Raw genomic sequence first — 15,370 nt, forward strand, 5'->3', positions numbered from 1 at the left:
TCACGCAGCGATTTCCGGTGAATGTTCTTCTTCAATTTTCAGACGCCAGCCGGTCACCGCTTCCCAGTACTGCTGTTCTTTTTCCAGATCGAGTAAAACCAGCGCGTTCTGGCTGAACCAGTCGTGAGGGAAACGCAGGGTCCAGTGGTTGTCATCGGTGATGAGCGTCAGCGTAGGCGGTGTGGTCGTGGCCTGGCGCTGGTTATTCAGCAGCACGCCAAGACGCAACAGTTGAATGAGCGGCAGGAACTGCTTCTTCTTAAACAGCGTAAAACGGGGGAGATCGTCCAGCTTCACCGCCTTACGATGGTAGCGAACCAGCGTGGCCATCATGGTTTGCTGCTCCTGATTAAAACCAGGCAAATCGCTGTTTTGCAGAATATACGCCGAGTGACGGTGCAGGCCGCTGTGATTGATGTTCAGTCCAACCTCATGCAACATCGCCGCCCATTTCAGCAACGCTTCGAGCTGCGGATGCGCCAGCTTCGGCTGCTGCGTTTGCCATTGGTCATACATCTGCATCGTGGTTTCCAGCACGCGTCGCGCCTGTTCGCTGTCGATGTTGTACTGATTCGCCAGACTGCTGGCGGTGCGACTGCGGACATCCTGATGGCGGAAGCGGCCTTCCATCTCGTACAACACGCCTTCGCGTAGCGCACCATCGGAAAGGCGTAACTCGCGGATCGCCAGCGCATCAAAGACACCGCATAGAATCGCCAGACCTGGAACAAAGACCGCTTTTCGTTCTTCAGATAGCCCCGGCAGGCTTAGCGACTCGAAACTGCGGTGTTGCAGCAGTTCGGTTACCAGCCGGTCCAGACGCTCTGGGGTGATGAACCCGTCTTTCTCGCCCATTTCTAAGAGCACTTCGTGCGCGGCTTTGATGGTGCCAGAGGCCCCCAGCGCAACGTTCCAGCCCTGAATGCGGAATTGCCAGGTCAGGGTTTCAAGTTTTTGCGCCGCCGCCATTCTGGCGCGCTGGAAGTTTTCCTTGCTGATGACGCCGCCGGGGAAATAGATCTGGGCAAAACTGACGCAACCCATACGACGGCTTTCAACCAGCTTCGGTTCGAAGTTTTCGCCAATGACCAGCTCCGTCGAGCCGCCGCCAATGTCGATGACCAGCTTGCGGCCTTTTTCCGGTTGCGTATGTTCTACGCCCATAAAGATCAGACGCGCTTCTTCATTGCCGGAAATGATTTCGATCGGATAGGGGATGACCTTTTCCGCCCGCTTGAGAAAATCGGTGGCGTTTTGCGCCTGACGAAGCGTATGGGTACCGACAATACACACGCTGGAGGGGGCGAACCCCTGAAGACGTTCGGCGAACAGTGACAGGCAGCTTAGCCCGCGCTCCATTGCCTCTTCGCTCAGCATGTTGTCTTCGCCGAGACCATCAGCCAGATGCACGCGCTGCTTCAGGCGGCCAATAATCTGCATGGCGCCATCCACCACACGGGCAATCACCATGTGAAAACTGTTTGAACCGAGGTCGACCGCCGCAAACTCCTGCGGTCGTGGGGTCTTATCATGTATTGGCATAGCGTTAGTCAGATTGCTCGAGTGATTTGATATAGTCGTAAATGGCCAGTTGCGACTGCACTTTGCGGCGGTTTCCACGCGGCACGTAGCGATTACTCAGTTCTTTATCGATGTAGCGGGCTTTTACCGTATCACTGAACAGGATGTCAATAATATCCAGTACCCGCTGCTTCAGGCGCGGGTCGAGCAGCGGCGTCGCCACCTCAATGCGGTAGTCGATATTTCGCGTCATCCAGTCTGCGGAAGAGAGGTAGACCTGCTTATCGCCGCCGTTTTCAAAGATGTACACCCGGTCATGCTCAAGATAACGGTCCACAATGCTGATGACGCGGATATTATCGCTGATACCTTCCAGATTCGGAATAAGCGAGCACATGCCGCGAATCAACAGATTGACCGGTACACCAGAGCTGGAGGCGGCATACAGTCGATCGACCAGCCCTTTGTCCACCAGGTTATTCAGTTTCAGTGTGATGCCGGAGGGGAGTCCCTGTTGGGCGTTGGCGATTTCACGATCGATCATCTCATACAGCAGCCGGCGCGAGTTTTGCGGCGAGACCAGCAGATAATCAAACGTCACCGGGCGATACGGGTTCTCGATAAAATTGAACACCCGACGGACTTCATTGGTGATTCGCGCATCGGCGGTCAACAGCGAATAGTCGGTATACAGACGCGCGGTTTTTTCGTTGAAGTTACCGGTGCCGATATGGGCGTAACGCACCACTTCTTCGCCTTCTTTACGCGAAATCAGGAACAGCTTGGCGTGAATTTTTAAGCCGGGCGCGGAGAAGATGACATGCACGCCCGCTTCCGTCAGGCGTTTTGCCCAGTGAATGTTGGCCTCTTCATCAAACCGCGCCTGCAGCTCCACCACGACGGTCACTTTTTTACCGTTATGGGCGGCGTGGATCATTGAGTCGATGATCCGCGAGTCTTTTGCCACGCGGTAGATGTTGATTTTGATTGCCAGTACGCTCGGGTCAAACGAGGCCTGGCGCAGCAGTTCCAGAACGTGCTCAAAGGTGTGATACGGATAGTAAAGCAACACATCGCGTTCACGAATGGCGTCAAATCCATTACGGAACTTCTCTTTATCGAACCAGATATGGCGCAAGCGCGGAAGCGGCTTATTCACCAGATTGGCTTTGCCGACATTAGGGAAGTTAATGAAATCTTTGAAGTTGTGATAACGCCCACCGGGAACGATAGAGTCATAGCGTGAAATCGTCAGCTTCTCGCGCAGCACTTCGACCAGCGCATTAGGCATGTCGCGCTGATAGACAAAACGCACCGGCTCGGCGGTCAGACGTTGTTTCAGGCTGGAAGACATCAGCTCCATCAGGCTGGATTCCATCTCGTGCACCAGATCGTACTCGGCGTCACGGGTCATCTTCATGGAATAGGCGTTCAGCGCGTCGTAATCAAAGAAGCCCTTAAAGATGTCGTCCAGGCAGTAGCGCAGAATATTGTCCAGCAGGATCATCGGCTTGCGACGACGCGGGGCTTCCGGCGGCAGATTCACAAAGCGTGGAACCTTGTCAGACGGAATTTCCAGCAGCGCATAACGAATGCTGTCGCCGCGAATAATTTCGACCGCCAGATAGGTGTAGTCATCCTTCAGGAACTGTACCAGATCCGTTTCGCGGTTAATTAAAATTGGGGTGATGTGCTGGCGCAGATACTGTTTGAAATAATGGCGCAGCCAGCTTTGCTGATTGACTGACAGTTGACGCTCGTTGATCAGGAAGATCTGATTACGCGCCATCTCCAGCAGCAGTTCGTTATACAGGCCATCGAATTCCTGGTCGGCTTTCAGTACGCGGGACTGGATTTTGCCTAACAGGTGGCGAGAATGTGAATTTGAACCCTGTTCTTCGCTGATGATGATGCGGCGTTTGAGCTCGGCGAAGCGAACTTTGTAGAATTCATCCAGGTTATTGGAATAGATGCCTAAGAAACGCATCCGTTCAATCAGCGGGTTTGATTTATCCGCAGCTTCCTGGAGCACACGTTCGTTGAACGCTAACCAGCTTAGCTCTTTCTCGATGTAAAGCTTTTCCTGACCCATTAATACTTATACTCCGTTTTATTCACGGGACACTGCCTGATTATTATGGCGAGCATTGCGCTCAGATGTCCAACTGTGCCAGAAAAATATGACAATAAACCGTCTGATCGTAAAGGGGAAGGGAGACTGGAGGTCTGAAGAGAAGCGCTGGCCGGATAACGGATGACATCCGTTATCCGGCACCGTTTTTACTCGTCGGCAGCGTAGCCCTGTGGCGGCAGGCGAACACCGTCCAGCCAGGCGGCGTTATCCTGCATTTTCAGCCGCCCGTCCACAAACCAACTGACGACCAGCGGGTAAATGGCGTGTTCCTGTACCTGAACGCGAGCGGTGATTTCATCTTCGTCATCGCCCTCAAAGACCGGAACTTTGGACTGCAAAATGACCGGTCCGCCGTCGAGCTCGTCAGTCACAAAGTGGACCGAGGTGCCGTGTTCCTCATCGCCATTTTCCAGCGCCTGGCGGTGGGTGTGCAAACCGGGATATTTGGGCAACAGGGAAGGGTGAATATTCAGCAGTCGACCGTTGTAGTGCGCGACGAACGCCGGGCTCAGAATGCGCATAAAACCGGCCAGCACCACCACGTCAGGCGCATAAGCGTCGATCTCAAGGATCAGCTCGCGGTCAAATGCTTCACGGCTGGCAAACTGGTCCGCCGTCAGCGTATGGGCCGGGATTGCCGCTTTTCTGGCTCGCTCAAGGCCGAACGCGTCGGCCTTGTTGCTGAATACTGCCCGCAGGGTGCCGTTGATTTTCTTCTCTCTGCAGGCATCAATAATCGCCTGCAAATTGCTTCCGTTACCGGAAATAAGCACCACAATATTCATTATTCAATAACCACGCGCTGCGCGGAATCGGAAGCCTTGATGACACCGAGCTTCCAGGCTTCTTCGCCTTTTGCCTTCAGCAGGGCAAGGGCGTTGTCCACTTCCGCCGCCGGCAGGGCAATGACCATGCCGACGCCGCAGTTAAAGGTACGGTACATTTCATGCTGGCTGACGTTACCGGCGCTCTGCAGCCAGTTGAAGACGGCTGGCCACTGCCAGGAGGATTCATCGATCACCGCCTGCGTGTTGTCCGGCAGCACGCGCGGAATGTTTTCCCAGAAGCCGCCGCCGGTCAGGTGCGCGATAGCGTGCACATCAACCTTCTCGATCAGTTCCAGAATCGATTTCACGTAGATACGGGTTGGCGCCAGCAGGTGGTCGGCCAACGGTTTGCCTTCCAGCACTGTCGTTTCTGGATCGCAGCCGCTGACGTCGACAATTTTACGTACCAGTGAGTAACCGTTGGAGTGCGGACCGCTGGAACCCAGTGCAATCAGCACATCGCCGTCGGCCACTTTGGAACCGTCAATGATTTCTGATTTTTCTACCACACCGACGCAGAAACCAGCGACGTCATAATCTTCACCGTGGTACATCCCCGGCATTTCAGCGGTTTCCCCGCCGACCAGCGCGCAGCCAGACTGCAGACAGCCTTCGGCGATCCCCTGAATCACGCTGGCTGCGGTATCCACATCCAGTTTGCCAGTGGCGTAGTAGTCGAGGAAAAACAACGGCTCAGCACCCTGAACCACCAGGTCGTTGACACACATCGCCACGAGATCGATGCCGATGGTATCGTGACGTTTCAGATCCATCGCCAGACGCAGTTTTGTCCCGACGCCATCAGTACCGGAAACCAGCACGGGTTCACGATATTTTTGCGGCAATGCGCACAGCGCACCGAAGCCACCCAAACCACCCATCACTTCCGGGCGGCGAGTTTTCTTCACTACGCCTTTGATTCGATCCACCAGAGCATTACCCGCGTCAATATCAACACCGGCATCTTTGTAGCTAAGAGAGGTTTTATCGGTCACTGCCTGGTTCCCCACGTTTTCTTACGGTAAAAGTAAAATTCGGCGCAATTCTAACAGGGAAAGCAAACGTTTGCGAGCCTGCGTTGCATCCGTTTTTATCTGTCGAGTTTTCCTGCATTTTCTCCGCGGCGCGGTGTTTTTATGACCTGAACCACGAAAATGAAACCGGGTTCAGTTTCACCCTTGAAAGCGTGGTCGGGATTGCTCAGTATCATACTGAAACCGGTTTCTGTTTTGTCATAGCAAATCAACGAGGGAAACTATGTCTGGATTTAACGCGAATTTCATGTGGGGCGGGGCGGTCGCCGCTCATCAGCTTGAGGGCGGTTGGCAGGAAGGCGGAAAAGGGATCAGCGTTGCCGACGTCATGACGGCGGGCGCTCACGGCGTTGCGCGAGAAATTACTGATGGCGTGCTGCCCGGGAAAAACTACCCTAACCACGAGGCGATCGATTTCTATCATCGCTACAAAGAAGACATCAGGTTGTTTGCGGAAATGGGCTTTAAATGTTTTCGTACCTCCATCGCCTGGACGCGTATTTTCCCGCGCGGGGATGAAACGCAGCCAAACGAGGCGGGACTGCAATTTTACGACAATCTGTTTGATGAATGTCTGAAATACGGCATTGAACCGGTGATTACCCTGTCGCATTTCGAGATGCCCTACCATCTGGTGACGGAGTATGGTGGCTGGCGCAACCGCAAGCTGATCGACTTTTTTGTCCGCTTTGCAAAAGTAGTCTTTACCCGCTATCAGCACAAAGTGAAGTACTGGATGACCTTCAATGAGATCAACAACCAGGCAAATTATCATGAGGATTTTGCGCCGTTCACTAACTCCGGCCTGAAGTATCAGCCAGGTGAAGATCGTGAGCCGGTAATGTACCAGGCGGCACATTACGAACTGGTGGCCAGTGCGCTGGCGGTGAAGGCGGCACGAGAAATTAACCCGACGTTGCAGATCGGCTGCATGATCGCCATGTGTCCTATCTACCCGCTGACCTGTGCACCAGACGACATGATGATGGCGATGAACGCCATGCATCGTCGCTACTGGTTTACCGACGTGCATGTACGGGGGAAATATCCGCAGCATATTCTCAACTATTTTGCGCGCCGCGAGTTTGACCTCGATATTACGGAGGAAGACCGCATTGCTCTGTCCGAAGGCTGCGTGGATTACATCGGTTTTAGCTATTACATGTCGTTTGTCACCAAAGCGACAGACGATAATCCGCAGCTCGATTATGACGAGAGCAAAAGCCTGGTCTCCAATCCCTACGTACAGAAATCGGACTGGGGCTGGCAGATTGATCCGGTGGGACTGCGCTATTCGCTAAACTGGTTCTGGGATCACTACCAGTTGCCGTTGTTTATCGTTGAAAACGGGTTTGGTGCGATTGATGTTCAACTGCCTGACGGCACCGTGGATGACAGCTATCGTATCGAGTATATGGCGGCGCATCTTCGTGAAATGAAAAAAGCGGTGGAAGAGGATGGCGTGGATCTCATGGGGTACACGCCGTGGGGATGTATCGATCTGGTCTCTGCGGGAACGGGAGAGATGAAAAAGCGCTACGGGTTTATCTACGTTGATAAAAATAATGACGGTAGTGGGACGCTGGCGCGCAGCCGTAAGAAATCTTTCGCCTGGTATCAGCAGGTGATAAAAAGTAACGGTGAATCCCTCTGATTTCAGCCACTTGATACTCGGCCCCGCACGGAATGCGGGGCATGTTTTATACTCATCACCCAAACGTATACCACTTTGCTTGATCCAGGTCATGCATACGTTATGTTGCGCCAGAGAGGAAAAGCGGTATAATCCGGCGATTTTTTTTGTGGTTGCCACTCGTCTGAGGAAAGGAGAAGAGTATGAAGATCGTGGAAGTCAAACACCCACTCGTCAAACACAAGCTGGGTCTGATGCGTGAGAACGATATCAGCACCAAACGCTTTCGTGAACTCGCCTCGGAAGTAGGCAGTCTGCTGACCTACGAAGCGACTGCGGGCCTGGAAACTGAAAAAGTGACCATTGAAGGCTGGAATGGTCCGGTCGAAGTGGATCAAATCAAAGGCAAAAAAATTACCGTCGTGCCTATCCTGCGTGCAGGTTTGGGGATGATGGACGGCGTGCTGGAAAACGTACCGAGCGCGCGTATCAGTGTAGTCGGCATGTACCGTAACGAAGAGACGCTGGAGCCGGTTCCGTATTTCCAGAAACTGGTTTCTCATATCGACGAGCGCATGGCGCTGATCGTCGACCCAATGCTGGCGACCGGGGGTTCCGTTATCGCCACCATCGATCTGCTGAAAAAAGCGGGCTGCAGCAGCATCAAAGTGCTGGTGCTGGTGGCGGCGCCGGAAGGCATCGCCGCGCTGGAAAAAGCGCATCCGGATGTGGAACTGTACACCGCATCGATCGACCAGGGCCTGAACGAGCACGGATACATTATTCCGGGGCTTGGTGATGCCGGCGATAAGATTTTTGGTACTAAGTAAGTGAATAACTAATAAATAGCCGACTTTAAGAGTCGGCTTTTTTTTGAATAAAACAACTCAACGACTCATAACAAACACACTCAGAGGAAAACACTATGACGCGCCGTGCTATCGGGGTGAGTGAAAGACCGCCGCTTTTACAGACAATCCCGCTTAGTTTGCAACACCTGTTCGCCATGTTTGGCGCAACCGTGCTGGTGCCAGTTCTGTTTCATATCAACCCGGCTACCGTTCTGTTGTTCAACGGGATCGGGACGTTGCTGTATCTCTTTATCTGTAAAGGAAAAATCCCTGCCTATTTAGGTTCAAGCTTCGCCTTTATCTCACCTGTTCTGCTGCTGCTGCCGTTGGGATACGAAGTGGCGCTGGGCGGCTTCATCATGTGTGGCGTGCTGTTCTGCTTGGTTTCGTTCATTGTTAAGAAAGCCGGTACCGGCTGGCTGGACGTGATGTTTCCTCCTGCGGCAATGGGCGCAATCGTTGCCGTCATCGGTCTTGAACTGGCAGGCGTTGCCGCCGGTATGGCCGGATTGCTGCCTGCGGAAGGACAATCTGCGGATTCGAAAACCATCATTATCTCGATGGTGACGCTGGCGGTGACCGTATTTGGCTCGGTGCTGTTCCGTGGTTTCCTTGCGATTATCCCGATCCTGATTGGGGTACTGGCAGGTTATGCACTGTCATTTGCGATGGGCGTGGTTGATACCACACCGATTGCCGAGGCGCACTGGTTTGCGCTGCCGACCTTCTACACCCCTCGTTTTGAGTGGTTCGCCATTCTGACCATTCTGCCTGCGGCGCTGGTGGTGATTGCCGAACACGTCGGTCACCTGGTGGTGACGGCGAACATCGTCAAAAAAGATCTGGTTCGCGATCCGGGTCTGCATCGCTCAATGTTTGCCAACGGTCTGTCGACGGTGATTTCCGGCTTCTTTGGCTCCACGCCGAACACCACCTACGGTGAGAACATTGGCGTAATGGCAATCACGCGTGTTTACAGTACCTGGGTGATCGGCGGCGCGGCGATTTTCGCTATTCTGCTCTCCTGCGTCGGTAAACTGGCGGCGGCGATTCAGATCATTCCGCTGCCGGTGATGGGTGGGGTGTCATTGCTGCTGTACGGGGTGATCGGGGCATCCGGTATTCGCGTGCTGATTGAATCGAAAGTGGATTACAACAAAGCGCAGAACCTGATCCTGACCTCTGTCATCCTGATCATCGGCGTCAGCGGCGCGAAAGTGCACATTGGCGCGGCGGAGCTGAAAGGAATGGCGCTGGCGACAATCGTCGGGATCGCGCTGAGCCTGATCTTCAAGCTGATCTCTGTTCTGCGCCCGGAAGAAGTGGTGCTGGACGCGGAAGATGCGGATACGCCGCAACAGTAATACAGGCGCCGGGCAGTGATGCTGCCCGGTTCTAACACGACAGAATTCTGTGGTAAACTCATCGCGATTGAATGAAATCTGGATTGAGGTCTCTCTGAACACACCGGCACAGCTCTCTTTGCCACTTTATCTTCCTGACGACGAAACTTTCGCAAGTTTCTGGCCGGGGGATAACGCCTCTTTACTGGCCGCACTGCAAAATGTGCTGCGTCAGGAGCATAGCGGATACATCTATCTCTGGTCGCGTGAAGGCGCGGGCCGCAGCCATTTGCTGCACGCCGCCTGTGCTGAACTGTCCCAGCGTGGCGATGCGGTAGGTTATGTGCCGCTGGACAAACGAACCTGGTTCGTACCGGAAGTGCTCGATGGCATGGAGCATCTGTCGTTAGTCTGTATCGACAATATCGAATGCGTTGCCGGGGATGAACTGTGGGAGATGGCCATTTTTGATCTCTACAACCGTATTCTGGAATCCGGAAAAACGCGGTTGCTGATCACCGGCGATCGCCCGCCGCGTCAGTTAAAACTGGGGTTACCCGATCTGGCCTCGCGCCTGGACTGGGGACAAATCTACAAGCTGCAACCACTGTCGGATGAAGACAAACTGCAGGCGCTACAGTTACGCGCCCGACTGCGCGGATTTGAACTCCCGGAAGACGTGGGGCGCTTCTTGCTTAAGCGGCTCGACAGGGAAATGCGCACGCTGTTTATGACGCTCGATCAGCTTGATCACGCCTCCATCACCGCGCAGCGCAAATTGACCATTCCGTTCGTAAAAGAGATTCTGAAGCTCTAGCCAGAATACAAGGTTACGTATTGCAGTAGCTCTGATAAGCGTAGCGCCATCAGACAGAACGATGCGGATGCCGGATGGCGACGTCGCCTTATCCGGCCTGATTACCCAAACAAAGACCGTCACTCAGAGGTTTACTCCTCAACAGCCAGATCGTTAAGCAAATGCTGCATCAGCAGTGGAATCGGCCTGCCCGACGCCACGCTTCTTCCTCCCTCGCGCCACAACGCCGTACCGCTGACATCGAGATGCGCCCACGGAATAGTTGCCGGACAAAAATGATGCAGCAGCCAGGCCGCCGATGCGCTGATTGCCGCGTTGTTAGTCGGCGTATTGCACAGGTCGGCAATCGCGCTCTCCGTTTGTTTTTTCAGGCGAGCGTCCAGCGGCAGCGACCAGACTTCATCACCGCTCTGTTCACCGGCAACGGTTAACGCCGCACGCAGCGCGTTATCCTGGGTCATCAACCCGCTCAACTCATAGCCCAGCGCTTTCACCACAGCGCCGGTCAGCGTTGCTAAATCAATGATATAGCGAGTCTCTTCGTGGCGCTGGCTGGCCCAGGCAATGGCGTCTGCAAGTACCAGTCGTCCTTCGGCGTCGGTATTGTTTATCTCCACCGTCATCCCGTTACAGGCGCGAGCTACGCTACCCGGCTGCATGGCGTCGGGGCCTATGGCGTTTTCCGCCAGCGCCAGCACGCCCATTACCCGGACCGGCAGCGCCAGCCCGGCAATGCTTAGCATCAGCCCAAGCACGTTGGCCGCGCCGCACATGTCGTACTTCATGGTGTACATCCCCGTGCCTTCTTTCAGCCACAAACCGCCGGTGTCGAAAGTGATGCCTTTCCCGACATAGCTGCGCACCGGGCCGCTGCTGGCGCCGTCGTAGTGAATCGCCAGCAGGCGGGGTGGGCGGCTGGAGCCTTTCCCCACGGCGTGCAGCAAACCAAGACCTTGCGCGACGATGGCCTGCTCGTCCAGCACTTCGCAGCGCAGGTCAGGGTAAGCCGCGCATAGACGTTGAGCCTCTTCGACAACGAACTGCGGCGTACACTGCTCGGATGGAATATCCGCCAGGCGGCGGGCGGCGACCATGCCGTTAGCAATGGCCTGCTGCTGACGAAAAATTTCCTCTAACGCTTCCTGCTGTTCGGGTAAACAAAGCGCCGCTATGTGGGCGAGTCGCATCGTCGCGTTGTTTGCGGTTTTCAGTTGCAGGTCGTCAAGGCGATGTACCTGATTGAACAGAAAACGCAGAACCTGAAGCAGCACGGTTTCGTGAATTTCGCGAACGTCAATGATCACGTGGGAACTGACCGGCGTGGCGAACAATGGACGCAATGCGTTCAGCAAACTGTCCGTCAGGTTGTCCTGCCACAGCGCGGATGGAATGAGGGTGATGCGTTTGAAAGGGGCGCAGCCAAAACAGGTATCCGCCATGTTACCCGTGGCACGCATTTCGTTTATCAGCGCGGTGTCCGGTAACTGTTGGCTTGTGGGGCGGGCAATCAGGTGCGCGTTGGGTTGCGCCTCTGAAAGGGACTGAATCAACTGATATGTCATCATTCTTCTTCCTCTATTGGCGCACGGATCCGGGCTGCGTAGGCCTGCATCCACGCCTCATCGACTGGCTGGTAATACGTCTTTTCGTGCCGACGTTCCGCGAGATAGACGGTGAGTGGGTGGCTGGCTGTGGCAACGGTAAACGAGAACGTTTTGATATTGGTCGCCGCGCCAAATTCTCCCCGGTGATTCATACACACGACGGATAAATCGCCCACCCGGCCAAAGCGGGACATCAGGTTGTCCTCCAGTTCAAAAACCACTGAGTCCGCAGCCTGCTGCGGCGTCATGCCCTGCGCCATACGGCGAACGATTTCGTAGCTGGTGCAGCCCTTCATCAGGTCTTCGCCAACGCCAGTGGCGGTCGCGGCGCCGATTTGACTGTCGCAGTAGAAGCCGGAGCCAATAATCGGCGAATCTCCCAGACGACCGCGTTTTTTCATAAACAGACCGCTGGTGGAGGTCGCCACGCTCATCGAACCCTGCGTGTCCAGTCCGATAATACCGACGGTATCATGGCCGTCATAAGGGCTCAGTCCCTTATCCAGCGTCTCACGGCAGCGTTTGCGATAGTGTTGGATGGCGCGGTCGGTAAGCATGGTTTTTTCTGCAAACCCCTGGCTTAACGCCCACTCGCGAGCGCCCTGGCCGACAAGCAGGCTGTTATACCGCTGACGACTCAGGGCGTGCGCAACGCGTACCGGATTGGCGATATCCACGAGATTGCCCACGGCGCCGAACGCCAGCGTGTCGCCATCCATAAACGCGGCATCCAGTTCCACCTCACCCTTTTCGGTTGGCAGTCCGCCGTAGCCAACGGATTTGTATAATGGGAAGTCCTCAACTGCGGCAACGGCATCGACTACCGCGCTGGCCGCTGTTTGGCCTGCAGCCAGTGCGGAAGCGGACTCAGTAACGCCTTCAAGCGCCATTCGCCAGGTGGCGATAATTCCCCACATGTTTTACTCCTGTTTAACGGGTGTACTCTCGTTTTGCGCCAGCGTGGTGATTTCCGCCGCGCGGTACTGTTTATCGACAATGCGCATAAAGGGCAGATAGAGCATTGCGCCAATCAGTAAATTGATGATTTGCATGACGCTACCGCTGAGATGGCCTGTGACGATAAAACCACTGATAACCGGCGGGAGCGTCCATGGAATGAATACGCCCGTCGTGACGGCAACGGCGCCAATTTTCATTGCGACGTACTGGATGGTGACTAACACCAGAGGCACCAGGTTGAACGGTATAAGCATGATGGGGTTCATGATTACCGGCAGGCCGAACAGAATGGGTTCGTTGATATTGAAAATCGATGCGCCGGCTCCCAGTCGGGCCACTTCCCGCATGTTTTTACTGCGGGCAAATATCAGCATCGCGATGACCAGCGATAAGGTTGCGCCGGCGCCCCCCATCCAGATCATGTCAAAAAACTGCTCGGTGATAATATGCGGTGGCGTAACGCCCGCCTGAATGGCGGCGATGTTATCCGTCTGGTTCTCCATCCACAGTGGCCGGATAATGCCATTGATCATCGACCCGGAGTTAATCCCTACCGACCATAAAATCGTGATGCTGAAAACCGTCATCAGCGCGCCAAAATAGGAGGTGCCATAGTGACGAACCGGCGTCGCAACCACTTCATAGATAAAGCGGTGAATTGTCTGGTAGTGGGTATTTTCAAACAGGATGCGAATAATCAGCACCAGGATCATTACCAACAGGGCGGGGATCAGCGCGGCAAACGATTCCTGTACGGCAGGCGGAACCCCTTCGGGCATCTTGATGACCAGCTTTTTGCGTTTCAGCCAGCAGAACAATTCAGTCCACAGCAACGAGCCAATCATTGCCACGAACAGCCCTTTAGTGCCGATCCACTCTACTGGTATCACGGTGATGCCGCCGTTATCCGCAACTTTGATAAACGGGGTGAGGATCAGAAAGCTGACCAGCGCCAGGATGCCGCAGGAGATACGGTCTTCACCGTAGTGTTCCGCCAGACGGTAGGCAACCAGGAAACTGATGAACAGCGACATCGTTGAGAACACCGCGTTAAACGGGATCTCAATAATACTGCTCCAGCTTTCGCCAAACGCGCCAGACATAAATTGCTGATAGGTCTGGTTCGGAAAGGAGGAGATAACCAACAGAATGGAGCCGACGATAATGAACGGCATAAAGGAAACATAGGCGCCACGGATCGCGCCCAGGTGACGCTGCTGCGCCGTTTTGGCCGCAAGCGGCATCAGTTTTGCTTCAAGAAATCCCAGAACATTGTTCATTGTGAACTCCGTACAAGATCGGATGAGAGTATTTATGGTATGCCAAAGGATTATCAGGGAAGCACCGCAGCCGAAAGGTGAATCTGGTCACAATGTGTTCGCTACATAAATATAAATCTCATATGATTAGTTATCTCTGTGAAAAAAGGATTTGGCGATGGAAATAAAACTGCATGCCAATGCCACCACGACACCGCGCATCCGTCGTTATCTGCAGCAGTCTGATAAAAGCGACAGGGCGCTGGCCGCTGAGCTGGGGATTTCCGTCACTACGGTCAGGCGCTGGCGACAACGTGAGCAGACTGCCGACCGGCAAACTACGCCGAAAGTGATACACAAAGCGATGAGACAAGAGCAGATTGCGCTGATTAATGGGCTGCGGGATGCGACCGGCGCGCCGTTAGATGAGCTTTTGTTACTGGTCAATGAAGGGCTGGGCATTCACGTATCCCGTGCGACGCTAAATCGTTATCTCAAACCTGTAAGGATGATGCGTCAGGGAACGCTTTTGCAGGGGAAAAAGGCACTGAAGGCCGGGCATTTCCCTCATTTGCTTGAGGTGCATCACCTCCCGCTTTCACTGCATATGGAGGATGGAGGGGAGCATCATGTGCTCTGGGCTCGTGAACCGGTGAGCGGCTGGTGCTATGCGCGATTGTATGCAGGGATTTCACCGCATCTGGTCATGAAATGGCTGGATGCGCTGCTGACGGCCTGTCCGGCTGATATACAATCTATTGAGACTTTCTTTTCTGACACCCATCTCGATGGGCTGGAACAGGGGCTGATAGCTCGAGGGATGACGCACAAAATAAACCGTAACGTGCAGAATGCAATTCGGGTAAATCTTCCGCTGGCGGCGATTGTGCCGCGGGTAAAGGACGTATCGGCCAGTCAACTACTGACAGAGATTTGCGAAAGTTATAATACTGGCAAGGCGCAGAAAAAACTGGGGGAGATGACGCCGCAGGCTTTTCTTGAAGCACTACGGCGGGGGTGATTAGCCGATGATTTCCAGCACCTGTTCCGGTGGACGGCCAATGCGCGCCTGGCCGTTCGCCACCACAATTGGACGTTCCATCAGTTTCGGGTGTTCCACCATCGCCTGAATCAGTTCTTCTTCACTTAGACTGCTGTCAGCCAGGTTGAGCGACGCGTAGAGCTCCTCTTTTCGGCGCATCAGTTCCCGGGCGCTTTCCATGCCCAGCATCTTCAACAGCTGACGCAGGGTTGCGGCATCTGCGGGCGTATCCAGGTAAAGCACCACTTCTGGCTCCACACCGTGCGATTGCAGCAGGTTCAGCGTTTCGCGGCTCTTGGAGCAGCGCGGGTTATGATAGATTTTTACGGCCTTTGACATGGCGAA

Annotated in this window: 13 protein-coding genes; 5 read left to right on the forward strand and 8 right to left on the reverse strand. The window is 54.5% G+C overall.

The annotated features are described in order from the left end of the window. The 4 genes from ppx to purM form a co-directional block, all read right to left on the reverse strand. Positions 1–1,542 (reverse strand): exopolyphosphatase, encoded by a 1,542-nt coding sequence (gene ppx, locus WM46_RS00760; protein WP_061074953.1) that lies wholly within the window; start codon positions 1,540–1,542, stop codon positions 1–3. Between the two features lie 4 nt (positions 1,543–1,546). Further along, the gene (gene ppk1, locus WM46_RS00765) at positions 1,547–3,613 is read right to left on the reverse strand and encodes a polyphosphate kinase 1 (protein ID WP_102601176.1); all 2,067 of its coding nucleotides are present in this window, start codon (positions 3,611–3,613) and stop codon (positions 1,547–1,549) included. 188 nt (positions 3,614–3,801) lie between these two features. Further along, positions 3,802–4,443, reverse strand: a complete 642-nt coding sequence (gene purN, locus WM46_RS00770; protein WP_071887576.1) for a phosphoribosylglycinamide formyltransferase — start codon at positions 4,441–4,443, stop codon at positions 3,802–3,804. Continuing rightward, complete coding sequence (purM, locus tag WM46_RS00775) at positions 4,440–5,477, reverse strand: phosphoribosylformylglycinamidine cyclo-ligase (RefSeq protein WP_102603748.1); 1,038 nt, start codon at positions 5,475–5,477, stop codon at positions 4,440–4,442. The genes purN and purM overlap by 4 nt, the downstream gene beginning before the upstream one ends. 262 nt (positions 5,478–5,739) lie before the next feature. Between purM and WM46_RS00780 the strand changes: the two genes are divergently transcribed. The 4 genes from WM46_RS00780 to WM46_RS00795 all read left to right on the forward strand — a co-directional run bounded on the left by WM46_RS00780 (position 5,740) and on the right by WM46_RS00795 (position 10,160). Further along, the gene (locus WM46_RS00780; protein ID WP_061074951.1) at positions 5,740–7,170 is read left to right on the forward strand and encodes a 6-phospho-beta-glucosidase; all 1,431 of its coding nucleotides are present in this window, start codon (positions 5,740–5,742) and stop codon (positions 7,168–7,170) included. Positions 7,171–7,352: 182 nt separating this feature from the next. Continuing rightward, positions 7,353–7,979: a uracil phosphoribosyltransferase gene (upp, locus tag WM46_RS00785; RefSeq protein ID WP_046484979.1), complete on the forward strand. Its 627-nt coding sequence runs from the start codon at positions 7,353–7,355 to the stop codon at positions 7,977–7,979. A 95-nt stretch (positions 7,980–8,074) separates the two neighbouring features. Then, positions 8,075–9,364 (forward strand): uracil permease, encoded by a 1,290-nt coding sequence (uraA, locus tag WM46_RS00790; RefSeq protein ID WP_061074950.1) that lies wholly within the window; start codon positions 8,075–8,077, stop codon positions 9,362–9,364. A 94-nt stretch (positions 9,365–9,458) separates the two neighbouring features. Next, positions 9,459–10,160 (forward strand): DnaA inactivator Hda, encoded by a 702-nt coding sequence (locus WM46_RS00795; protein WP_216525655.1) that lies wholly within the window; start codon positions 9,459–9,461, stop codon positions 10,158–10,160. Positions 10,161–10,291: 131 nt separating this feature from the next. Here the strand turns inward: WM46_RS00795 and WM46_RS00800 are convergent, their stop codons facing one another. The 3 genes from WM46_RS00800 to celB are packed head-to-tail and all read right to left on the reverse strand — an operon-like array spanning position 10,292 to position 14,004. Next, positions 10,292–11,725, reverse strand: coding sequence for a leucyl aminopeptidase family protein (locus WM46_RS00800; RefSeq protein ID WP_102601177.1), 1,434 nt, complete (start codon positions 11,723–11,725; stop codon positions 10,292–10,294). Further along, positions 11,722–12,681 carry a N(4)-(beta-N-acetylglucosaminyl)-L-asparaginase gene (locus WM46_RS00805; RefSeq protein WP_102601178.1) on the reverse strand — a complete coding sequence of 320 codons (960 nt, stop codon included), beginning with the start codon at positions 12,679–12,681 and terminating at the stop codon, positions 11,722–11,724. The genes WM46_RS00800 and WM46_RS00805 overlap by 4 nt, the downstream gene beginning before the upstream one ends. 3 nt (positions 12,682–12,684) lie before the next feature. Then, a complete protein-coding gene (gene celB / locus WM46_RS00810; protein ID WP_102601179.1) occupies positions 12,685–14,004 on the reverse strand; it encodes a PTS cellobiose transporter subunit IIC in 1,320 nt (439 codons plus the stop codon). 157 nt (positions 14,005–14,161) lie between these two features. On the opposite strand from celB, the gene WM46_RS00815 reads away from it, so the two are divergent. Continuing rightward, complete coding sequence (locus WM46_RS00815) at positions 14,162–15,004, forward strand: helix-turn-helix domain-containing protein (RefSeq protein ID WP_102601180.1); 843 nt, start codon at positions 14,162–14,164, stop codon at positions 15,002–15,004. Here WM46_RS00815 and arsC read toward each other — a convergent pair whose 3' ends face one another. Then, on the reverse strand, positions 15,005–15,364 hold the full coding sequence (gene arsC / locus WM46_RS00820) for an arsenate reductase (glutaredoxin) (protein ID WP_102601181.1): 360 nt from the start codon (positions 15,362–15,364) through the stop codon (positions 15,005–15,007). Positions 15,365–15,370 lie beyond the last annotated feature (6 nt).

It is taken from the genome of Citrobacter freundii complex sp. CFNIH2, from assembly GCF_002880615.1.
GTDB classification, from domain to species: Bacteria; Pseudomonadota; Gammaproteobacteria; order Enterobacterales; family Enterobacteriaceae; genus Citrobacter_A; species Citrobacter_A amalonaticus_F.